Annotated in this window: 19 protein-coding genes; 15 read left to right on the top strand and 4 right to left on the bottom strand. The window is 40.1% G+C overall.

Features of this window, described 5'->3' with window-relative positions:
• The first annotated feature begins 5 nt into the window (after nucleotides 1–5).
• The 4 genes from E6139_RS02345 to pnuC all read left to right on the top strand — a co-directional run bounded on the left by E6139_RS02345 (nucleotide 6) and on the right by pnuC (nucleotide 3891).
• The gene (locus E6139_RS02345) at nucleotides 6–1061 is read left to right on the top strand and encodes an SIS domain-containing protein (protein WP_316401437.1); all 1056 of its coding nucleotides are present in this window, start codon (nucleotides 6–8) and stop codon (nucleotides 1059–1061) included.
• A 19-nt stretch (nucleotides 1062–1080) separates the two neighbouring features.
• Complete coding sequence (locus E6139_RS02350; protein WP_316401438.1) at nucleotides 1081–2085, top strand: SIS domain-containing protein; 1005 nt, start codon at nucleotides 1081–1083, stop codon at nucleotides 2083–2085.
• 231 nt (nucleotides 2086–2316) lie between these two features.
• On the top strand, nucleotides 2317–3024 hold the full coding sequence (locus E6139_RS02355) for a deoxynucleoside kinase (RefSeq protein ID WP_316401439.1): 708 nt from the start codon (nucleotides 2317–2319) through the stop codon (nucleotides 3022–3024).
• A gap of 123 nt (nucleotides 3025–3147) precedes the next feature.
• Nucleotides 3148–3891 carry a nicotinamide riboside transporter PnuC gene (gene pnuC, locus E6139_RS02360; protein WP_316401440.1) on the top strand — a complete coding sequence of 248 codons (744 nt, stop codon included), beginning with the start codon at nucleotides 3148–3150 and terminating at the stop codon, nucleotides 3889–3891.
• 49 nt (nucleotides 3892–3940) lie between these two features.
• Here the strand turns inward: pnuC and E6139_RS02365 are convergent, their stop codons facing one another.
• The gene (locus E6139_RS02365) at nucleotides 3941–4834 is read right to left on the bottom strand and encodes a hypothetical protein (RefSeq protein WP_316401441.1); all 894 of its coding nucleotides are present in this window, start codon (nucleotides 4832–4834) and stop codon (nucleotides 3941–3943) included.
• A gap of 176 nt (nucleotides 4835–5010) precedes the next feature.
• Between E6139_RS02365 and E6139_RS02370 the strand changes: the two genes are divergently transcribed.
• From E6139_RS02370 to E6139_RS02410, 9 genes are all read left to right on the top strand, one after another.
• Entirely contained in the window at nucleotides 5011–6477 is a 1467-nt protein-coding gene (locus tag E6139_RS02370) for a HAMP domain-containing sensor histidine kinase (RefSeq protein ID WP_316401442.1), read from the top strand.
• A 125-nt stretch (nucleotides 6478–6602) separates the two neighbouring features.
• Nucleotides 6603–7157: a GNAT family N-acetyltransferase gene (locus E6139_RS02375; RefSeq protein WP_316401443.1), complete on the top strand. Its 555-nt coding sequence runs from the start codon at nucleotides 6603–6605 to the stop codon at nucleotides 7155–7157.
• A 362-nt stretch (nucleotides 7158–7519) separates the two neighbouring features.
• Nucleotides 7520–8053: a PadR family transcriptional regulator gene (locus E6139_RS02380; protein ID WP_316401444.1), complete on the top strand. Its 534-nt coding sequence runs from the start codon at nucleotides 7520–7522 to the stop codon at nucleotides 8051–8053.
• A 51-nt stretch (nucleotides 8054–8104) separates the two neighbouring features.
• On the top strand, nucleotides 8105–9640 hold the full coding sequence (locus E6139_RS02385) for an MFS transporter (protein WP_316401445.1): 1536 nt from the start codon (nucleotides 8105–8107) through the stop codon (nucleotides 9638–9640).
• Between the two features lie 488 nt (nucleotides 9641–10128).
• Complete coding sequence (locus E6139_RS02390) at nucleotides 10129–12246, top strand: LPXTG cell wall anchor domain-containing protein (RefSeq protein ID WP_316401446.1); 2118 nt, start codon at nucleotides 10129–10131, stop codon at nucleotides 12244–12246.
• A 67-nt stretch (nucleotides 12247–12313) separates the two neighbouring features.
• Entirely contained in the window at nucleotides 12314–14035 is a 1722-nt protein-coding gene (locus tag E6139_RS02395) for a hypothetical protein (RefSeq protein WP_316401447.1), read from the top strand.
• A complete protein-coding gene (locus E6139_RS02400; RefSeq protein ID WP_316401448.1) occupies nucleotides 13999–14241 on the top strand; it encodes a hypothetical protein in 243 nt (80 codons plus the stop codon). Before E6139_RS02395 ends, E6139_RS02400 begins: the two co-directional genes overlap by 37 nt.
• Nucleotides 14242–14383: 142 nt before the next feature.
• Nucleotides 14384–14830 (top strand): GNAT family N-acetyltransferase, encoded by a 447-nt coding sequence (locus E6139_RS02405; RefSeq protein WP_316401449.1) that lies wholly within the window; start codon nucleotides 14384–14386, stop codon nucleotides 14828–14830.
• A gap of 153 nt (nucleotides 14831–14983) precedes the next feature.
• Nucleotides 14984–16288: an MATE family efflux transporter gene (locus E6139_RS02410; RefSeq protein ID WP_316401450.1), complete on the top strand. Its 1305-nt coding sequence runs from the start codon at nucleotides 14984–14986 to the stop codon at nucleotides 16286–16288.
• Nucleotides 16289–16399: 111 nt separating this feature from the next.
• Here the strand turns inward: E6139_RS02410 and E6139_RS02415 are convergent, their stop codons facing one another.
• Both E6139_RS02415 and E6139_RS02420 read right to left on the bottom strand, forming a co-directional pair.
• On the bottom strand, nucleotides 16400–17722 hold the full coding sequence (locus E6139_RS02415; protein WP_316401451.1) for a 2-hydroxycarboxylate transporter family protein: 1323 nt from the start codon (nucleotides 17720–17722) through the stop codon (nucleotides 16400–16402).
• Between the two features lie 138 nt (nucleotides 17723–17860).
• Nucleotides 17861–19492: a malolactic enzyme gene (locus E6139_RS02420; protein ID WP_316401452.1), complete on the bottom strand. Its 1632-nt coding sequence runs from the start codon at nucleotides 19490–19492 to the stop codon at nucleotides 17861–17863.
• A 283-nt stretch (nucleotides 19493–19775) separates the two neighbouring features.
• Here E6139_RS02420 and E6139_RS02425 point away from each other — a divergent pair, with 283 nt between their 5' ends.
• Nucleotides 19776–20360: a phosphatase PAP2 family protein gene (locus tag E6139_RS02425; protein ID WP_316401453.1), complete on the top strand. Its 585-nt coding sequence runs from the start codon at nucleotides 19776–19778 to the stop codon at nucleotides 20358–20360.
• 124 nt (nucleotides 20361–20484) lie between these two features.
• Here the strand turns inward: E6139_RS02425 and E6139_RS02430 are convergent, their stop codons facing one another.
• Nucleotides 20485–21408 carry a LysR family transcriptional regulator gene (locus E6139_RS02430; protein WP_316401454.1) on the bottom strand — a complete coding sequence of 308 codons (924 nt, stop codon included), beginning with the start codon at nucleotides 21406–21408 and terminating at the stop codon, nucleotides 20485–20487.
• Between the two features lie 201 nt (nucleotides 21409–21609).
• Here E6139_RS02430 and metF point away from each other — a divergent pair, with 201 nt between their 5' ends.
• A complete protein-coding gene (gene metF, locus E6139_RS02435; RefSeq protein ID WP_316401455.1) occupies nucleotides 21610–22467 on the top strand; it encodes a methylenetetrahydrofolate reductase [NAD(P)H] in 858 nt (285 codons plus the stop codon).
• Nucleotides 22468–22594 lie beyond the last annotated feature (127 nt).

Raw genomic sequence — 22594 nt, forward strand, 5'->3', positions numbered from 1 at the left:
ATAAGATGGCAACAATGACAATGCTTGATTATATTAATCAAGAGCAGGAAACATTGACGAAGATTTTGGATAACTACGATTTTTCATGGGACACACAATTGGCTGAAATGAATACTGTTACGATTTTAGCGACAGGTTCTTCCTATAATGCGTGTTTATCCGCCAAGCTGGCATTTGAAACACTTGCGGATGTCACAATTACGATTGAAGAGCCCTACAATTTTAAACATTATGGACGATTGATCAAAGGAACAGATACGATTATTGGGGTTTCTCAAAGTGGGAAAAGCGCGTCGACAATTGATGCCATGAAGGATTTAAGCGGCAGCGAAATCCAACGAATCGTGTTGACGAGTGATTTAGAAAGCCCTATTACTCACGTCGTGGATAAGGTAATTGATTTGGATATGGGAATTGAAACGGTCGGTTTTGTAACCAAAGGCTTTTCAGCAACGGTCTTACAATTGTTTTTGTTGGCGATCAAAGTCGGTGTGTCGAAAAAACAAATCGATGAACAAAAGCTTCATGCCCTTAAGGAAGAATTAGCTGAGGGAATTTCTCGGATACCAAGTGTGATTGATAAGACCAACGCCTTTTTTGAAGAACATGCAAACCTCTTGAAGCTTGGGGCACGGTTTGTTGCATTAGGCTATGGCCCTAACTGGGGAACAGCAAAGGAATTTGAAACCAAGTTCACGGAAACGGTTCGCCGTCCTAGCTCAGGCTTTGAGTTAGAGGCTTATATGCATGGGCCATATCTAGAAGCTAACTGGGAACACACATTGTTCTTTATTGAAACACCAAGTGTAAATCAAAGCCGGTCGCAGGCACTTGCTGAATACATGAGAGCGTACGTCGGACAGGTTATAACTGTGACGACAGAGAAAAGTTCTGATCGTGATGTTCTAGGCTTAGATACAACCATTTCAGAACTATTTTCACCATTATTATTAATCATACCGTTCCAGTTACTTGCTTATCGTACAGCAGCAGCAAAAGGAATTGATTTGAGTCAACGAATTTTTGATGATTTTGATAATGTATTAAAAAGTAAAATATAAAAGTTGAGGAGTTTATGACATGTTGAAATTTAATGAACAACAGCAGATTGATGATATCCAAGGGGCATTAGAGTTACGTCCGCAGGTAGAGAAAATCATTGATGAAGTTTGTGAGAAGGGCTATGACAATATTTTTTATCTGGGAATCGGCGGCACGTATGCTTCTGCTATGCAGGCGGTAACCTACATTAACGGTCGCAGTGATTTACCAGTCTATGTTCAACACGCAGCCGAATATTACACAACCGGAAACCGCCGACTAACCAAAGATTCATTAGTCATCCTTTCTTCAGTAACTGGAACGACAGAAGAAGTCGTGAAAGCAGTGGATTTGATCAAGGAAGTGGGCGCAACCTTATTAGGATTTATTGACACAGCAGGGACCAAACTGGCTGAAAGCTGTGATCATGTAATCACTTATCCAGCTCCTGGGACAGAACAAATCAAATTCTTCATGGTTGCGGATCACTTGATGAATAAGAATGGAGATTTCCTTGATTACGAAGAGTATTATGAAGAATTGGAGCAACACTTAGCCAAAGGATTGGTTGAGGCAGAAAAACAAGCAGAAGATTTTGGCCGTGAGTTCGCTGAAAAACATCGTCATGACGATATCCACTATTTCATTGGTGCCGGAAATCAGTGGGGAGCTGTTTACTCCTATGCGATGTGCTACTGGGAAGAGCAAAGCTGGCTGCGTTCTAAATCGATCCATGCAGCCGAATTTCTACACGGTACATTAGAAATTGTTGATGAAACCACGCCAGTAACGTTATTCTTAGGTGAAGACGAACAGCGACCATTAGCTGAACGGGTGAAAAATCTATTGCCCCGTATTTGCGGAAACTATACCTTTATCGATTCGAAAGATTATCCGATCGAAGGGATCAGTGAAAAAAATCGCGGGCGCGTGTTGCCGCATCTATTGATGCATTGTGTGACTCAACGAATCGATGCCCATGTTGAAAAACTAAATTGCCATCCATTAGATATTCGTCGCTACTATCGTCAGTTTGATTATTAAATTGTCTAATCCTCTTTGTGTGAAGCAGAGAGGATTTTTTATTTGAACCAAAATTCGTCAGAACAAGGAAGAAAAGCATCTACAATAAGACAAATCCAACAACACTATATATTGTGTTATTTTTTTGTATATCATTAAATAGACACAAAATCTAGTCTTTACATCAGGAAAATTTAGGAGTACTATTATCAAGGATTTAAAAAGACAATTGATTATTTTTGATAAGAAGGGATGGATGAAACGATGCTATTAATTGCTGGTACGATTGGTGCAGGGAAGAGCAGTTTGACAGATATGTTGTCGCAAGAAATGAATTCAAAGCCATTTTATGAAAACGTTGATGACAATGAAGTGCTGCCGTTGTTTTACTCAAATCCAGAAAAATATACGTTTCTGTTACAAATATTCTTTTTAAATAAACGCTTTTTGGCGATGAAGGATGCCTTAAAGCAAGCCGACAATGTTCTTGATCGTTCAATTTATGAAGACAGTTTGCTGTTTCATTTGAATGCTGACCTTGGGCGTGTAAGCCAGCAGGAAGTGCTGCAATATGACAATTTGCTGGATACGATGTTGAAGGAATTGGAGCATGCCGCTCCGAAGAAAAGACCGGATTTGTTGGTTCATATTAAGGTTTCTTTTGATGTAATGCTGGATCGGATTGAAAAACGTGGACGCGATTATGAACAAATCGCCGCCAACTCAGAGCTATATGACTACTATCGGATGGTCAATGAGCGATACGAGCAGTGGTATGACAGCTTTGATATTTGCCCGAAAATTCAGATCGACGGCGACCACTACGATTTTGTGGCTGATCCACAGGCTGCAGAAACAGTCATCGAACGAATCAAAGCCGAAACCAAGAAGTTGAACAAGCAGGAAATTGAAATACCTCGCTATTATTCAAACGGAAAGATTGAAAAAGGAATTTTTTAGTCTTTCCACTTTTTAAAATGATTAAAGAACGATCGTTTTCCAGAAGAATGGTATGCGTACGAGAATCTTTTGAATTTTTACGTCAGAAAAATTATTACATTATTACGAATAAGGAGCTCCACCATGTTAAACTATTTCAAATTTCTACTTCACCAGTTAAAAGGCTGGCCTCAACAAAATTACTATTTATTTTTCTTCAGTCTGGGCTGCCAGATAATGACCTTAGTCAATCAGCCGATCACACTGCTTACTGTAATCACGTTTATCGGAACGACTTTAGGAGTGTTATGTATTCTTTCCATTAATGCAGCGAAATCGGTCAACGGTATATTAGGAATCATTTCAGCCATCTGTTTTATTTATGTCGGTTACTCAGCGAAGAACTACTTGAGTATCGGCGAACAAATTGCTTATATGATCACATTAGATATCCCCGTATTATTAAGTAAAGAATGGAACCACAACATGGCCTCAAAAATCCGCAAGTTCACTGGTAAAACGTGGGTAACAGCGATCATCAGTACCATTTTTGTTTACTTTGTTTCCGGTTATCTGATTCAGCGATTTACCGATGATCCACGTCCTTGGATCGATGCGATTGCCTTTTCGATCAGTCTCAGTGCCGGAATCATCAGCTTCTTACGTTACAACAATCAATACTACTGGTGGCTAGCTTCAGGACTTGCACAAATGGTGCTGTGGTACATTTCATTCAGACATGGCTCGGCTAGTCTTGCAATGTTTGTTAACAGTTCGGTTTATTTGATCAATGATGTCCTAGCCTTCACCGTTTCTCCTTGGTACAACAAAAAGGAACGAGAGAGAATGCAACGGATGGAAGATGAGTATTATCATTTGAGTCACTGATAGTATAGAATCATGACCTCGATGACGAGAAATTGTCATCGAGGTATTTTTATTTAGCTAATATCCAATTAATCTCATCACTAATCCACGTTCCCGGCTTCTTCAACTGATCAAAAGGAACCCAAGAGCTCTTCATAAAAATCTTTTCCGCCTGCCAATAGCCATCCTTCATTTGTTTCCTTCGCAAATAATCAATTGCCGCCTGACATTCGGCTCGATCGAGAAGCTTCTCAGATTTCAGTAAAGCTAACACTTCAATTACATTGGTGCGATAAGGATAAGGGTAGAAAAGAGTGATCAAGTCCTTATATAGGTACTCATCACTATGCTGATGAAAAATAGCGCGATGATCTAAAATATTAGCTAGTCCCAATTGCAATTTTTCCTGAAGTCCTGGAAGATCGCCATATTTTTTTGAATATTCCGAGAGCGCCTTAACTGATTTGACTAGCCCGTCATAGCAAGGTCCCTTGCCGACACACCCGCCAAAACGATGAAAAAGATCTTTACCTTGCCAGGTGGAAGTTTCGCCTTTATCAAATGGTAGGAAAGAGATAATCCAACGAACACCTTGTTCAGCCCATTCTTTTTTGTCAGCACGAATGAAAACCAATGTACAAATTGCGTTATGACAAGCTAGGACACCGTCTTGCTTACCAGTCAGCGAGTAACCCTGTTGAACATTCGTAAAGCTGTGAAGCGTATCAAGCATTTTTGGAACCTTTTCCAATCGCTCAAAAAAAGGGATTTCGGAAAGCTCCGCTAATAAAAATTCTAGCTTGCGTAAACCTGTGAAGGTATCTGTACGATAATTCTCAGCTAAAAATCTTTTAATAATATTCGAATTTTCTAGGTACCATTGAACATTTATGCTTTCGTCATTTGCTCTAACGGCTTGCTTTAGTTGCAGAGCAGCATCCAATTTGACTTCTTCTTTTACCATCCAAACACCCCATACATTTCATTCTTATTTTAGTTTAGCATTCGATTGGAATAGAGAGTAGCTGATTTTCTCATAAAGTAAGATTATTCTTTGAAAGTTTAATGAATTATGAGATTTACATTTAAGTTTCCGTTAAGGTAAAGATAAATAATAAATGAAATAAGAAGAGGATGGCTATGAAATATCTGTATCAACAACTGCTGGCTTTTTGGTTTTTAATTATTCTCACCATTATTTTTATCGGCGTGGCTTTTACCAATATAAATAGACGTACGTTGGTTAACCAGAATTATAAACAAATCGAGGAATACCTCGGTACTGTCAACATCATGCTGGACCAGTCAGAATCAGTTTTTTCTGATTCGTTTTCAGACGCTAATAATGGATTAAGTCGTGAGGAACACTTACAAAACACCTTAGCACAGGCAGAGAGTATACTGACTACCCAAGGACTCACCTTTGCCTTAATAAGCAGCAATAAAACTGTTCTTTATCCTGCAAAAGAAATTGAAATTTCCAAAGAGCTCTTAAATGATTCCGAATGGAAAAATATCAGAAATGGAGTACCAATTTATAAAACGATAAATAGGAATCTTGCCGGCGAACCTAAGCAAACCTCCTATGTGCTCTCCAGCAGATATGTAGCAAACAATTTCGACGGAATCTTGATCGCAGCAAAATCAGCCCATGATCTGGAATATAGTCAAAAGCTCATAACTGATAATCTGCTAAAAGGCTTTATTATCTCACTATTATTTGGGGGAGCCATCAGTTTCGGACTAGCAGCAAGACAGGTGAAGAAAATCAATGACTTAAAACGTGCGGTAAATCAAATCGCCAATGGAAATTACGAAATAGCAATCGAAGAAAAGGATAATAAAGATGAGTTTAATGAGTTGGCGCATGATTTTAATAAAATGGCTGTTGCGCTACAGGATAACGAAAAGGAAATTATCCGACAAGAAGAGCTGCGCAAGCAATTCATGGCGAATACTTCCCATGAAATGCGAACACCTTTGACAACGATCAAAGGATTATTGGAAGGTCTTAGATATAATGCGATTCCAGAAGCACAAAAAGACAAAGCCGTTATACTAATGCAAAATGAAACAGATCGCTTGATTCGTTTGGTAAAACAAAATCTAGATTATGAGAATATCCGCAGCCATCAAATCACCTTATCGCTGACACATTTCGATGCGGTTGAGGCGATTAAAAATATCTTCACTCAACTAAACGAAAAAGCAACCTCAATGAATAATGAGTTGCATTTAGTAAATGATCACCCGATTGAAATATATGCTGATCATGATCGCTTTATTCAAATCATGGTAAATGTCATTCAAAATGCGATCCAGTTCACCCAAAACGGGAAAGTCAAAGTGGCAGTGCAGGATACAGCTTCTGATACCGTTGTGACTGTTGAAGATAATGGTATTGGAATGAGTGAAGAAGAACAAAAAAATATTTGGGATAGATACTACAAAGCTGATCCTTCTAGAAAAAACACAAAATTAAGTGAATCAGGATTAGGTCTTTCTATAGTCAAAGAACTAATACGCCTGCATGAAGGAACGATTGAAGTATCGAGTAAGATAAATGAAGGGACTTTATTTACGATTCGATTTCCCAAACGCGGCTAAATTTTACCAAACGAAATAATAAGCTATGGAAACGTCATCCTGTTTTTACGGATAACTGCTTGAAGAACATGTTCATGGAAATAAGATATTATTGATAAGATAAATGATTATATGGGGGGCTTTTGATGAAAATCACTATTCATAAAATTAATGAAGAACGGATGGAGGATTATCTCGCTTTTTTCGAAAAAGGAAACCAGTGCTTTTGTTGCAGCTGGACGAGTAATGAGTTCAATGGTGAAAATTTTGAGCGGATAGAGGCGAGAAAAAACTATGCTGTTACCTCAATCAAAAACCGTAAGCTCCAAGGCTATCTAGCCTATGAGCAAGGAAAAGTGATTGGCTGGTGCAACACGAATGAGAAAAATCAATGCGTCCAGTGTGAAGGCTGGCGCCAGATTCTAACTTCCGTTCACCAAGAGCCCTCACAGAAAGTTAAAAGTATCTTTTGCTTTTACGTTCATCCTGAATATCAAAAAATGGGTGTAGCATCTAAACTATTAGAGCGGATTATTATTGATGCACGAGAAGAGGGTTTCGACATTTTAGAAGCTTATCCAGACAAATCCTTTAATGAGCTTTATCAGGAATTTATGGGTCCGCAACAGCTCTATCACAACTTTGGTTTTGAAGCTCTATATGAAATTGATGAAAAAATAGTCGTAAGAAAATTGTTATAAAATCAGCTACAAAAAAACTATGCAGATTCTGGAAGATTAAAGTTGAAGTCGAGCTTGTGCAACCATCAGATGGCATAAAACTAAAAGTTTTGGATACTTTCCATGGTATAGATCACAGGCTTAAGAATACGCTAAGTCATTGTATGCTGGACTATATATCACAACAAATCTAAAGCGATAATACTTAATTGAATGAAGAAGATGGTCTGATCAACAGGTCATCTTTTTTCGTATCTTTTTTAAAAATGACTTATTTTAAATGACAAGTTTTTTTAGTTGACAATATGTCTAAAAGACCTATAATAAGCAAGGCGATATATCTAAAAGACTTATGTATATTTTTTGTCGGAAGGGAGGATATCATGTATGATTTACTGCTTTTAGGTTCTTTGATCACCAGTGATAAAACCGGTTATAAACTACAAAAAATCGTCGGTTCTGCTTTGCAGCCGATGAGAAAAGTGTCTAGCGGGGTGCTCTATCCTTCATTAGAAAGGTTAGAAAAGGAAGGGCTCATCACTTCAACGGTCTATGAAGAAGGACGAAAGATGAAATTGTGGCATATTACCACAAAGGGCGGAGATCGCTTCATTGAATTGATGAAGGAAAAAATCCCTTCGGATGCTAAGCGAAATGATATGATTCATTTTAAATTACGGTCAATGGACAGCGTAACGCTCGATGAGCAATTAGAGATCTTAGCAGAATTCCAATCATTTATTGAAAAAGATCTGGCTTTCTATCAAAAAGCGCAAGATGAAATGGCGGAACATCAAGAGCGTTTTCCAGAAAATGCGGAACGTTTTCGCATTCTTGTAGAAGCATATGAGTTGGATATCCAAATCGCCAAAACAAAATTAACTTGGATCAAGAGACAAATCGCTGAGCGAAAATAACTTTTCGTTGAGTCGATTGCTATTTATAGATGGTAGGAGTGTTAACAGTTTATGAAAAATTCTTCAAAAAAATGGTTCTCATTGGTCGCGATGTCTTTAGGCGTCTTCATGGGACTTTTAGATGTAACAGTTGTCAATGTGGCATTGCCAACAATGCAAAAAGCCTTCAATGAACCCTTTACTCAATTGCAGTGGGTCTTGAATGCATATACTTTAGTTTTTGCGGTCACCTTACTGATCGTCTCAAAAATGGGCGATATGTATGGGCGTAAAAAAGTCTTTTTAGCTAGCTTAATCTTATTCGTTATTGCCTCAGTGGTGAATGGTTTTGCCCCATCATTACTAATTTTAGACATTGGGCGTGGTGTACAAGCAGTTGGCGGAGCAGGGATGATGTCCTTGTCAATGGCTCTGGTCGCCTCCAACTTTGATGGCAAGCAGCGAGGGTTGGCTTTAGGTATTTTAGGATCAGTCATCGGTTTATCCTCCGCTTCAGGTCCGTTAGTTGGCGGGTTACTGGTAGATGCCTTTGGTTGGGAATCAATTTTCTTTATCAATTTACCAATCGGGATCATCGCTGTCCTGATGACGATACGTTTCGTAAATGAAACACCAAGTTATGGAAAAGACCAAAAAATCGACTTTATGGGAATGATTTTATCTGCGGCTGCATTATTTAGCGGAATTTATGGCTTGATCCAAAAAGAAACGCATATCGGTCTGGCTTGGACCGATCCACGTGTGGGCGGCTGGCTGCTTTTAGCGGTAGTTTTCTTGGCATTGTTCATTTTTGTGGAAGCCAAAGTTCAAAACCCTATGATGAATTTGAAGATGTTCAAAAACATCAACTTTATCGGTTCTGTTTTGGTCGCCTTTGCTTTAGGATCAGGAATATATGCTTTTAATACGTACTTGACTGTCTTAATGCAAAATTACATCGGGTGGTCTGCTTTTGATACGGGAATTCGTCAATTAGCGCTATCTGTTTGGTCATTAATTTTGGGACCAGTCGTTGGTATTCTCGGCAACAAATTTTCGAAAAAATGGATGATCGTTGCTGGATTATTAGTTAGCGGCGCGGGATTCATATTCTTGATTGGTCAATTATCACCAACCATGGGGTATGCCCAATTATGGCCCACGCTGGTCATGATCGGGATCGCAAACGGGATCGTTAATCCAGTATTGAACTCAGCTGGGTTAGAGGGTGTGGCTCCACAGGAAATGGGGATGGCTTCTGGCTTACTGAATGTTTTCCGACAATTTGGTACTAGTTTTGGTGTAGTAATATTAGGTTTGGTGGAAGCAAATCGTTATGCTGACGTGTTGAACCAACATTCGTCATCCTTGCAACTACCAGAAAAATTAACGACGAGCTTGATTAAAGCCGGACCATTTTCTGGTCATGAAATTGCCTTTTCGGATGCTTTGAGCAAAGCCCCTTTTGTCAGTGAATTACAGAAGGTGGTAGTTGATGCCTTTGATAAAGGGCTAATTCAAATCTGTTACGTTGCCGGCACAATCGTTTTGATTGGTGCTGTCGGCGCGGCGATCTTTATGCGTGACGATAAGGTTGCTGTAAAATAATTCTACTTAGATCTGAAACCTGGAGAATCATTCTCCGGGTTATTTTTTTTTGGAAAGAGGAAAAATGAAAAAGTAAAGATTTGAAAAGCAGAAGGGTCCGTCATTTTTTTCACAAAGATGGAAATATAAGAAATCGTTTTCGAACAAAGTGGAAAAAGACGCGTATTGTGAGTTAGTAATAGCATAAAATAACTCATTGAAATTTAATTTGCTGAGGAATACTTCTTAAGAAAATAGCCGATTATAATAAATTATCTAATTTGTGCAGAAACAAACACTCGTTATTTGATAACGCAACACATCAGACAAATATTTTCAGGACAACCTAAAATATTTTTTTGCTATAAAAGTATAGTTATTTTGAAGAATCAACTCAGTTGTCTGTTTCTTATTTTATTGTTAAATTCCACTTAAACTTAAGTTAATAAAATATTTTAGTTGGCGCCAACAAAAAATAGTTTCAATAAATTATTTTTGGGGGGATACAGGTGAAAAAGGATTACAAAAAATTAATGGATCAAAAAGCGAGAGCAAAACGCAGATCCAAGAAATACGTGTATGTAGGTACAACTGTTGCGACAGGTCTCTTATTAGGGCTGACTCCTGTTTCTATTACCACACCGTTTTTTACTGTTCAATCAACGACCGCACAGGCAGCCTTAATTGATGGGCAATTATTTAGTGACTTAACTGCTTCTAACTCAAGTGGAACCACACCTTCGGCTCCATTTACAATCGAAAATGCCAGTCGGAATGTCAGTTTTACCATCACGGCTGACAGTGGTATTGATTTAAGCGTCCTTCCAGGCAATCGTCGAGCCGTTCTCGCTATCCCAGAGCCGTTGAGAGGGCGTGTCACTCCTAATGGTGTTGGTTCTTTTTCAACTAATATTATTCTACCTGAAAATGGGCTCGATCCGTTGATCTCAATTGTAGATGGTGCAACAACAACACTGATAGATTCCATTGACACTCTCATTAACTCGAATCCCTTGCTTGATTTAGAAATCAATTTGTCTGATGTCTATGCTCAGTTGAATCAATTAAAAAGTCTGAGTAGTTTAACCGCGGCAGATGTCGCACTTCAAATACAAGCGCAAGGGGATCAATACATTTACGCTGATCTGGATGGCGTTATAGAAACAATTATCCGAGAAAATCTGAACACTATCTTAACGGATTTAAACAATGCCGTTCAAGCGTTAACAATAACTGGCACAGGCTCCACACTTGTAAATCAAACACTTAATTTGACGTTGAAACCGATCTTCAATGCGACATTCGCAACAGCACAAGATCTTGTAAATGTTAGCACAGCACTCGTTGGCGATTTAGTTGATGCCAGTGTTCTAGGTCAAACAACTGTAACTTTGCCTACAACAATCATGGATCCCACGTATATTGATTTGATTAATCAAGGAGTTGATATGTCAACTCCTTACGAAGCTGGGTTCATCGCGAATATTGTAAAATCGCCAGACCTTTTATCCATTGATATCGCAACTGATAACGACGGCTATACGCCAGTTTTTTATAAAGTGGCGGCAGTAACAGCACCTTATGATGTCGCTGTCACAGGTAGTTCATCAACGGGCTATGAAGTGACCGGTTTTGCGGATCCAAATACGACGGTTCGAATTTATAAGGACAGTGTCATGATTGCGGAAGGCATGACGGATGATACTGGTAAATTTACCATTCCTGTATCAGCGGACGATGTGGATGCCTTAGACGAGATTACATTGATCGCCTATGATCAAAATGATGTTCCAAGCTTACCGACACCAGCGATCATTCCAGATGATGATGAAACTGATGCTGACGCCGATGCAGATGCGGATGCGGATGCTGACGCCGATGCTGACGCCGATGCAGATGCGGATGCGGATGCTGACGCCGATGCTGACGCCGATGCCGATGCGGATGCTGATGCGGATGCTGATGCCGACGCCGATGCTGACGCCGATGCTGATGCTGATGCCGATGCCGACGCTGATGCGGATGCTGACGCCGACGCGGATGCCGACGCGGATGCTGATGCCGACGCGGATGCTGACGCGGATGCCGACGCAGATGCTGATGCCGACGCGGATGCAGATGCCGACGCCGACGCCGATGCTGACGCCGATGCTGATGCCGATGCCGACGCTGATGCAGATGCCGATGCCGATGCCGATGCCGACGCCGACGCCGATGCTGACGCGGATGCCGACGCGGATGCCGACGCTGACGCCGATGCTGACGCCGATGCTGATGCTGATGCTGATGCCGATGCTGATGCTGACGCGGATACCGACGCTGATGCCGATGCTGATGCCGATGCTGACGCTGATGCCGACGCGGATGCCGACGCGGATCAAGATCGCCCTGTCCCATTAATTGCAGGTAATTCTACTACACCTCCAGGGGGTTCTGGTAATGGTTATATTTCCAGCAGAGGATCTTCTGGAGGAAGCAGCTCTGGAGCAGGTTACACGGGAAGTGCGAAGCAGTATCCAGCGACTGGTGACGAGAAGACCGGTTCGTTAACAGCTTTAGGAGCTCTAGCTGTCTTCATTTCAGGACTTGGTATTTGGAAGTTAAAACGAACGAAGAAAGAAGAATAAGTAAAAATATAAAGAAACGATTGATGAAGAACGATTTTTCTTCATCAATCGTTTGTGAGGTGAGTAGATGTCTGTTCAAACAATGGAAAGTCAATTTCAAATGGTGAAAATACAGCTTGATATACTTGAAGCAAAGCAATCTCAACATCCGATGATGATCGTCAGTACTGGAAATTTCGCTGAGCGTGGGACTGTAACTGAGCTTTATGGTAAAACCTATCAGAGTGTGTGGCACAACTTTTTGTCCTATGTCAAAAAGAATCAACTCACTTCCGCTTGTTATTTCAGAATCGATATTCTCACGGAGGAAAGACAAATCAGTTTTGAACAACTACAAAACCTCATTCGTTCTGTAAAAAGAAATAATTATGGGGATTTCAATTTTCGCATCGAAGGAAAGCAATCCTATAGCTTTTTGATGGAAGAATTGGCCGGAAATGCAATTTTGAGACCTAGCAAAGAGCATAAAGTAGGAAGAAATCTTCCAAATCTTTCGATCGATGAACAAAATTATCGGGGATATATTAAACGAAAATATGGAAAGAAGAATGCTAACGTTAATCTGCTGAAACAATCAAAGATATTTTTATTCAAAACCAAAGCCTTTTATTTTGAGCAGCAACAGGTTTTTCCGATTATTGATTACGGAAATGGCAATCGAGTCAGAGAAATTACTTACTCGAATGTAGATAGAACGACCGATCTTGTGATCGAAAAGGGAGCTGCTTATTTAAATCGTCAGTTAACAGATTCTGGTCAATTCATTTATGGCTATTTTCCATGTTATGACCAGAGCATTAAGGGCTATAATTCTGTTCGGCATTTTTCTTCAATCTACGCGTTGGCAGAAGCGGCGGCATATTTAAAAGATAGGGGAATGTATTCATCTTTAAAACAGAGTGTTCTTTGGGGAGTTCAAAATCTGATTGTCAATAAGGAAGGTTACACAGTTGTGGAGGAACCCTTAAAAAATGGTGCTGAGTACAAATTAGGGGCGCAAGCCACCGCAATACTCGCAATCGCGAAATATATTGAGGTGACTGGAGATCCTCAATTCAATGCGATTTTACAAAAACTAATACTGGTGGTAAAAGAGAAGTTCATAACGAAGGACAATCGAACCATTCATGTTTTAGATGAATCACTAACAATCAAAGAAAAATTTCGGATCGAATATTACGATGGCGAAATATTGTTTGCTTTGCTGCGTGCTTATGGCGTTTTTAAAGAGGAAAAAATCATGAAAATTTGTGAAGATCTGATGGCACAGTTTATAGCAAACGATTATCAAAAATATCATGATCATTGGCTAAGCTATGCGGTGAACGAATTTCTAAGATATAAAAAAAAAGAAGCCTATTACCGATTCGGACTTGATAACGCATTGGGGAACATCCGCTTTATTGAAAAACGAGATACTGCATATCCGACAATGCTAGAGCTGTTGGTAGCAGCTTCTAAAATGATTGATAAGCTCGAAGTCAGTGGTTTGAAAGCTAAAATTTTTAATCAAGAGGAAGAATTTGAAACAGTTAAAAATCGAATAAACGCAGTCATGAAAAAGAGAGTTCTCCATGAACTCACTACTGGAGTCATGTTCCCAGAGTTTGCTCAATTTTTTAAAAAACCAGAAATTGTTTCCTTTGGCTTTTTTGCTCGTCATGATCGTTTTCGAATGCGCATTGATGATGCGGAGCATTTTCTGTCAGGACTGATCAATTATCGGCTGCAAGTGATAAAGGAGGAAGAGAGATGGTTGGAACAATCAGGTTTATCGCGTTACTCCTAATTGGTTTAACCTACTTGCTAATGCGAATCAGTAAGAAAAAAGATCGTAAGACCCACTCAGAAGGAGATAATGATTTGAGTACGTATCAAAAAAATCAGGCTGGGCTTTATCCCTGGGAGGTTGATACAGATAACTCACCGGAACGAATTCCTCCAAATGCGAAACGCTATGTGAACAAAGCGCGGTTAAAACGTGGAAGATGGTGATTTATTTAGACCATTCATTAAATGCAAAACTAGAACAGCTCATTCTGCTTTCTCAGCAATCGAGGATATCGATTGCTGATTTTTTCTGTTTTTGATACGGTATTTACAACGAGTAATATTAAAAAGAAAGGATAGTGTCTTCATGAGCCTATTCATTAAAGATGTAGACGAAACCAATTGGCGTGAAGTTCGTTCACTTTGTGTTTCACCCAATCAAAAAGGATTCATCGAAAGCAACGCTCAATCGTTATTGGAGGCTGCATACGATGTCTCTCTTCGATGGCGTCCCTTAGCGCTGTATCATAAAGACCAATTAGTCGGATTCTCTATGATTGGCGCCAAAAACGGGAGTACAATGTGGCTAGATCGTTTGATGATTGATACCAACTTTCAGGGAGAAGGGTTAGGTACCTTATTTATTCCCTTGTTGATTGAGTTTATGAAGCAAGAATACGCGGTCGAACGGATCTATTTAAGCGTGCATGATGAGAATGAAAAAATCATCCCCTATTATCAGCGATTTGGGTTCCTCGATAGCCAGAAATATGATCCCGAAAACGGTGAAAGAATCATGTATCTAAATATTTAAAAAAATCGTGGTTGCCTTTTCATTTGTTTGTTGCTAGAATGTAAGGAAATTATGAAGAACTTTTAGCAAAATCGCCGGGTTTTGTTTTGAGTAGCAGTCTACCCCTTAGGCCATCGGAGGGTAGGATGCTATTTTTTTGTGGAGGGAATTCAGATGAACGAGATCAAAGGGTATGTAACACGTAGCGTTTTAAGCACATTGGGATTATCACTGTATATTTTAGCGGACACCTTTTTCATCGCAAATGGTGTAGGGGTGCTGGGCTTAGCGGCCTTGAATATCGCACTTCCACTGTTTAATTTATTGACAGGACTAGGATTATTGCTGGGGATGGGGGGCGCCACTCTTTTTACCCTCAAGGGGAGAAGGGGCGACTATTTCTCACAGCTGCTAATTGTCGGTGCCGCTATCGGGCTTTTCTTCACAATTATTGGTGTTTTTTTTAGTCATGATTTGGCACTGCTGTTGGGTGCGAGCGGGGCAACGGTTGAATTGACTGTCATGTATATGCGCTTTATTCTAGTAATGGCACCATTTTTTATCTCGAACAACCTATGTTTAGCGTTCATTCGCAACGATCAAAATCCGCAATTGGCGATGAAGGCGATGATTTGTTCAAGTCTTTTTAACATCGTGTTTGACTATATTTTCGTCTTCCCGATGAATCTAGGAATGGCCGGTGCTGCATTGGCAACTGTTTTGTCGCCAATACTGAGCCTGATGATTTTGAGTACCCATCGCAAGTTTTCGAAACGCCAACTTTCATTGACTTGGGCAATACCTGAACTGAGAACAATTACTAAAAGTGTCCAGTTAGGTCTTTCATCTTTTCTTGCTGAAATGAGCACTGGTGTTAGCATCTTGGTCTTCAATCAAGTGTTAATCGGCTTAGGAGGGGATATCGCCATCGCGGCATATGGTGTTTTAGCGAATATTTTAGTAGTAGCACTTTCCCTATTTACCGGTGTCGCGCAGGGAATCCAGCCATTGATCAGTCGTGCAGTAAACAAAGGAGATACGCCTACAGTCAAAAAAGTATTGAACTTTGGTTTGAGAACTAGTTTCCTAATGGCGGTCGGCTTATATCTGCTTCTGTTTTTCTTAAAGTATCCAATCATCTCTGCCTTCAATCGTGAGAATGATCCAATACTGATTCAATTGGCTGCTGCCGGCATTCCGATATTCTTTCTATCATTGTTCGGATCTTCCTTTAACGTCGTTTTTAGTATCTTCTTTTCGGCTATTGGGCGGGCAAAGCAGGCCTTTGCGCTGGCGTTATTTCGTGGATATATCTTCTTAATTCCTTTAGTCATCGTTTTAGCTGGAATTTTTGGCCTGACGGGAGCATGGGTGAGCTTGCCAGTAACTGAAGGGGCGACCTTGCTGTTTTCCTTTTTCTTTTTAAGACAGTATGATAAATCTAGCAAAAAAATGTTAGGAACGGATTCCGCTATCTAGCTATCAATAATAAAAAACCGATCGAACATTCACTTTCCTAATAAAAAGTAGAATGTTCGATCGGTTTATATTTATAAAGTTTTTATCAATAATTTTTTACAAGATAAAAGCTTATGAGAATAGTTGCATTAAGAATCCTGAAATAATCAGTACGATCGCACCACCTAAACGGTTGCCCATTTGAGCAAAGGCAATCAATTCCATGCGGTTTGCGGCAGATAACACGGCTACATTCCCAGTGCCGCCCATTGAGTTGTTACATAGACCAGCAGTAATCGTTGATTCGATTGGATATAAACCAAATAGACGACCGACAAATCCAGAAACAAGAGAAATGACTACGACACTTGTCAAACACAGAACAACGAATTGCCATGTTAATGCTGAAGCTAGAACGTTCAAGTTCAATAGCGCAATACCAATACCGGCAAGAACTGCAGCAGTTAAGTTTTTAACAATCAAGTTGTTGAACATGATCGCAGCATCTTCATAGTATTCAGGTAAAATATTGGTAATTTTGCAAATAACAACGATGATAATCATAAAAGCATAGGCATGGATCTTTGGAACAAAGAAGTTACAGATTTGACCTAAAATAAAGAAGGTCAAGGCAACCATCAAACCAACGCCTAATTGGGCGATATCAGGTTTTACTTCGCGAGGTTTGCCATCGCCAAGATCGCCTTTTTCCATCAATTTGCCATTGCCGTTTAGTTTAGGCAATGATTGACCGGCACGAGCAACTAAAGCGGCGCCGATAATTGCTAAAACATTCGTCATGGCTGTCGCAGGGATCAAACGTGAAATGATCGATGATGCGTCTGTACCCAGAACATGTGCGTAAATCGTTGATAGTGGAACTGCTCCGGCACCAACACCACCAGCCATCGCAGGTAATGAGATGTATAGAACAGAGTTTGCAAAACCGTTACCGATCAGCATACCAACAAGTCCAACTGCGAAGAAAGAAACAACCATTGAAATAAGTGCTACAGGAATAAAGCGAACAGAAGCCTTCATCAATAATTTACGGTTCATTCCCAGGATACTACCAGTGATCAAAGCCGCAATATAAAAGTCTAAGAAACCCATGTTGCTAACGAAGTTTTGTGTTGATTTTACAACCTCAGGAGGTAAGATACCAAACGTGGCGATTGCCGCAGAAGCGAAGATTGCAAACACTGATCCACCACCAAGATAGCTTTTAACGATTGGAATTTTATTGCCGATAAAATGGAATAAGTTCCCAAAGATTACTAGAATAGCGATTGGTCCGATCATATTCGTTGGCAATTTGCCTAAAGCCATTGCCACAATCAGAACGACCACCATGATCAAATAGATTGGAAGGCTGACGCCAGTAATTTTTGTGGACCAGAAGCTGGTCTTTTTTTCTTCAACTGGCATCGCAGTTGTTGATTCTTTTTGTGCCATTTTTAAAAGATCCTTTCTTTAATAAAACATTGTTGAATCCATAAAAATGGGGAGTAGAGCAGCATCTACTCCCTCATTTCAGAGAGATGTTTCTATATATAAACCCAAATCATATCAAGGGGGAAGGGATGATTGGGATTAATCGTTGTATTCAGGAACCCATTTAGCCGCTTCAACAGCTGCTTTCACATCTGAGATTTCTTCACGGTTCAATTGTTGGTCAACCACTGATTTCACGACTGTTTCAGCGATGATTTGAGAGAATTCCGTCAATTTAGCGACTGGAGGCAAGATAGATGCACCTGGTTTTGTGACATCAACAATTCCGCCTAAAGCACGGCTAGCTTGAGAAATGATTTCATCATTTACGCGAGTCGAAGTTGAAGCAATTAAGCCTAAACCGAGCCCTGGGTACATTAGCGCATTATTAGCTTGACCAATTTGATAAGTCACGCCTTTGTATTCCACATCGGCAGCAGGGATACCCGTTCCAATCAAGGCTTTACCATCAGTCCAGTTAATTAGGTCTTCAGCAGTTGCTTCCGCTAATTTTGTTGGGTTTGATAAAGGCATAATGATTGGACGTTCAGTGTGTGCAGCCATTTCTTTAATGATTGTTTCGCTGAAAGCACCTGGTTGAGTAGAAGTCCCGATCATGATTGTAGGGTGAATTTCTTTCACTACGGCTTCTAGGTTTGTTAATTCTTCACTGTTTGTAAATTCTGCACGTTTTCTAGCAAACGGAATTTGTCCAGGAGTTAAGCCTTCTGTGTCTTCAAATAATAGACCTTGTTTGTCAACTTGGTAGAAGTGTTTACGCGCTTCTTCTTCAGGAGTTCCTTGACGAACCATTTCCTTTAATAGAATGTTGGCAATACCAACACCGGCAGTACCCGCACCAAATGTTAAAATCGTTTGATCTTTCAAGTCTTCACCAGAAATGTTCAATCCGCCTAATACACCGGCAAGTACAACGATCCCAGTTCCTTGGATATCATCATTAAAGGTAGTGATCTTATCTTGATATTTTTCTAAGATATTTGCGGCATTGCCACGTCCGAAGTCTTCCCAGTGCAATAGCAATTCAGGGAAAAGCTCTGTTGCTGATTCAACGAATTTGTCGATGAAGTCATAATAAGTGTCGCCAGTTACACGTGCATGACGGTTCCCTAAGTAAAGCGGGTTGTTTAATAATTCTTCGTTATTTGTACCAGCATCGATAGAGACAGGTAATACTTGTGCAGGGTTAATTCCAGCTGCAGCTGTGTAAACCATTAATTTACCGATGGCGATGTCGACACCGTTGACACCCCAGTCACCCATACCTAAGATTCCTTCTGCGTCAGTCACAACGATCAAACGAATGTCGCGGCCGTCAGCAGCGTTTTTCAAGCTGTCTTTAATACTTTCTGGATCATCGATAGATAAGAAAGCTGCATCTTGTGGTTCTACAAAGATTTCGTTGTATTGTTCGATTGAATCCGCAACAACTGGATCATAAACGATTGGCATGAACTCAACTAGATGTTGACCCATTAATTTGTAGAATAATGTCCGGTTTGTATTAAAAACGTTCATTAAGAAAATACGTTTTTCCAAATCAGATGGTTTGCTTAAATATTGTCCGTAGGCTTGAACAGCTTGTTGTTCTAAGGTTTGAACGGTGCTTGGAAGCATTCCTGTAATACCGTATTTTGCCCGTTCTTCTTTGGTAAAAGCAGTTCCTTTATTTAAAAAGGGGTTGTTTAATAAATTTAAACCTGTAAGCATAAATAAATCCTCCTAAATTTTGATTGCTCACGAAGTATAAAAGGAGAAGGAAAGTATAGTCAAAACGTTGGGTAACGATAAATCTTGTTTATATGAGGGGAGATACGTTCGGGGAGAACAAACGAGGGAGGGGAAGAAGCGTTTAAGGAAATCATACTTTTTTTCCAGAAGGAATCCTTCTGTCTCTTTAACACACAGAAAATAAATTGGGTTATACTGAATATAAGAGATATACGGAGTTCCTAATTGGCAGTTACTTTACTATCTGGAAGGGGGAGAGGACATGCTAATTGTGGGAATTAGTTGTTTGCTATTATTCTTAGTGTTGCTGATCAGCCTTTTATTCTTAAATTTACAACAGTTCGATGAAGAGATAACCCTCAAAGTCATAGCCTGGCGCCGGCCCTTTGCCAATCGAATCATGCTGTTTTTTACTAAGCTTGGCCGAGCAACAGGGGTGATTATTGTTATTGGTGCGTTGGCTCTTGTTCCACCATTTCGTTCAGCAATCTTGAAACCAGCTGGTCTATCCCTAGCTATTGGCTGGGGTTTGGCTTATCTGATCAAACGGATTGTCAAGCGACCTCGTCCGGTGGGGGAGCGCTTAGTTGAAGAGGTGGATGCCAGTTTTCCTAGTTTCCACGCGACGTGCTCTAGCGCGCTTTATTGTAGTATCGCACTTGGTGGCGGAGCGGTTTATCCGCAATGGCTGCCCTTATTGGTGGTCCTTTGTGTAATAATTGCTGGAATGATTGGCTTTTCTCGCGTGTACTTAGGGATTCATTACTTGTCAGACGTAGTAGGCGGCTGGTTGTTTGGTGCCGGGATCACGCTGATTCTGCAGTGGTCGTTGTTTATTTATGGGTGAGGGCAAGTGAGCTCATCATTAATAGTGATCGTAAGTAAGAATCGGTTCAGTTATTGTTGGTTGGTCTGAAATAGTATAAAAATAGTCAAGAACTTCTCATTAACAGAGAAGTTCTTGACTATTTTTATTGAATAATTTCAAATCCATAGCCGCGAATATGTTCTTTTAATAGTTCTAGGTAAGTGTGCCCCAAATGACTTAACTCCAGCTGCTGCTGCTTGATCCAGCCTAAGGTGATCACATCATCGTACTCTAAAGGAATGGCGACGATCTTATCATCATTTAGCTCACTACTGATGATTCCAGAACTGATTGTGTAGCCATTCAGACCAACCATTAGATTAAAAATCGTGGCGCGATCACTGACCTTAATGTTTTTTTTCCGATCCCAAGTGCTGAGAATTTCTTCGGAAAAATAGAACGAGTTGTTATCCCCTTGCTCGTAGGATAAATAAGGATACTCCTCAAGATCACTCAGTTGGATTGTCTGCTTAGCGACTAACGGATTGGTCCGACTGACAAAGACATGAGGTTTGGCATTGAATAGCGGGGTAAACTCTAATCCCTTCTCTTTAAATAGTTTTGTCATGACCTGACGATTAAAAGAGTTCAGATATAAAACGCCTAATTCGCTTTTGAAGCTAGCAAGGTCATCAAAAATATTTTCCGTTTCAGTCTCACGCAAAGTAAAGTTGTATTCATCTGCATCGACGGTCCGCAGCAATTCCACAAAGGCATGGACTACAAAAGCATAGTGTTGGGCAGAAACTGAAAAATTTTGCCTACGTAGAGGTTCATTTTTAAATTTTTCCTCCAGCAAATTAACCTGATCCAATATTTGGCGGACATAGATCAGAAATTCACGACCTTCTGCAGTGGGAATGATCCCTTGTTTGTTGCGGACGAGCAGTCGAACATTCATTTCATTCTCCAGTTCCTTTAGAGCATTGGAGAGACTGGGTTGAGTCAGGAACAAAGCTTTAGCTGCTTCGTTGATGGAGCCTTTTTCAATGATTTTCTCAAAATAAATTAATTGCTGCAGACGCATCGTCTCACCTCTTTTCTATAAATTATAGCTGACGTTATAGTTATTGGCTATAACTGGTTATTATTTTTATCAGTTATTCAATCTTGAAAAAGAATGATATTGTGTACTGTATCACAGATTGAACAGGAGAATCGCTAAGAGACGCGATGATTTAAAAAGGAATATAAAATTCTTGAAAACAGCTGAAAGGAAGTGAGTGTTATGTCCAGCACCTTATCATTTGAAGTTTTCCCACCAAATACTCAAGTCGGGACAGAAAAATTGTTTGCGACATTGGAGGATCTGCGGGAATTGCAGCCTGATTTTATCAGTGTGACCTGTAGTAATAATCGGAAAACGATTGAAGAAACAACCCTAAAAGTGGCAGATTATATCCATAATGAATTACAGGTGCCGACAATCGCCCACCTGCCCGCAGCATATCTGGATCAAAAGCAAGTCCAACGACTAGTAGAACAATTGGATCAAATTGGCATCCATCAGATTTTAGCCCTGCGAGGCGACATTAGTCCTGAGCTGCCGCCTAAAAAGGATTTCACTTATGCGAGTGATTTGATTGACTTCGTAAAGAAGCAAGCACCAGCTTTTCATGTTAGTGGCGCTTGCTATCCTGAAGCTCATCCAGAATCTCTAAATCGGATTGAGGATATTAAAAGCTTAAGACAAAAGGTTTCTGTAGGATGTGATCAGTTGATTACACAGTTGTTTTTTGACAATGAATTGTTCTATCAATTTCAAGAATCCTGCGATTTAGCTGATATCAAGGTTCCTATTTTGGCAGGAATTATGCCGATCGTGAATCGCAAACAGGCCTTGCGCTTAATCAAGACAACGAACACGAAGCTTCCACGGAAATTTTTAGCCATTTTGGAAAAGTATGAACACGATCCAGTAGCCCTGAGAGAGGCTGGATTGGCTTATGCTGTAGATCAGATCATTGATTTAGCGACACAAGATGTTGCAGGAATTCATCTGTATACGATGAACAATGCTGAAGTGGCAAAGCATATTTATCAAAATACTAAGAACGTGCTAAGTGGCCAAATAAAAGCAGTTTAGCGCGAATTGTTTATCGAACAGAATAAATCAAACGTTGAAGAGAAGAGTAATTGACACTGCTGCATAAAGAGACCTCGGCTGGTGAGAAAGAGGAGCAAGCAAACTCAATGAAGATGAGCTCTGAGTG

The organism is Enterococcus sp., assembly GCF_032555305.1.
Taxonomy (GTDB): domain Bacteria; phylum Bacillota; class Bacilli; order Lactobacillales; family Enterococcaceae; genus Enterococcus_A.